The sequence below is a fragment of the Enterobacter sp. CGMCC 5087 genome (genome assembly GCF_003144775.1).
Classification (GTDB): Bacteria; Pseudomonadota; Gammaproteobacteria; order Enterobacterales; family Enterobacteriaceae; genus Enterobacter; species Enterobacter cloacae_M.
The window spans coordinates 1-456 of sequence record NZ_QFXN01000343.1 but is presented as its reverse complement, the minus strand read 5'-3'; the positions used below and the strand labels follow the sequence as shown (position 1 = coordinate 456).

Annotated in this window: 1 protein-coding gene; it reads left to right on the top strand. The window is 58.3% G+C overall.

Annotated elements, in window-relative coordinates:
* Positions 1-212: 212 nt before the first annotated feature.
* On the top strand, positions 213-456 hold a 244-nt coding region (locus DEO48_RS26310; RefSeq protein ID WP_219933029.1), incomplete at its 3' end, for a zinc-ribbon domain-containing protein.

Genomic DNA, 456 nt, shown 5'->3' with positions numbered 1-456 from the left:
GGTACTGTGGTATCAAACCTTGTCCCGTTTGTTTTCGTCCCTCCGGCGCACCTGCGCAACCGTAACCTTTCTGTATCCCTGGACCGGTTATCGCCGGTACCGGCCTGCTAACGCATAACTGACCCGCCATTCGCACCCTGCCACGCTGCCCGTACCGGGACGGCTGATGCCTGCGTGTCGTCTGGCGGTAAGGCGCAAATATTATGAATACGATGTACGCAAAATCCTTTATGGCTCTGGACGGCAACGGACGCCTTACCGGTGCCCGTACTGCGCAGACCGCGCCGTATGACCGCTACAGCTGCCATCTGTGTGGTAGTGCCCTGCAGTACCATCCGGAATACGACACTGAACGCCCGTGGTTTGAACACCGGTCCGGCGCGCTGACGGAGAACGGGCGACAGCACTGCCCGTATGTTAATCCTGAACTGAAAGAAACCCGCATTATCCGGCAAC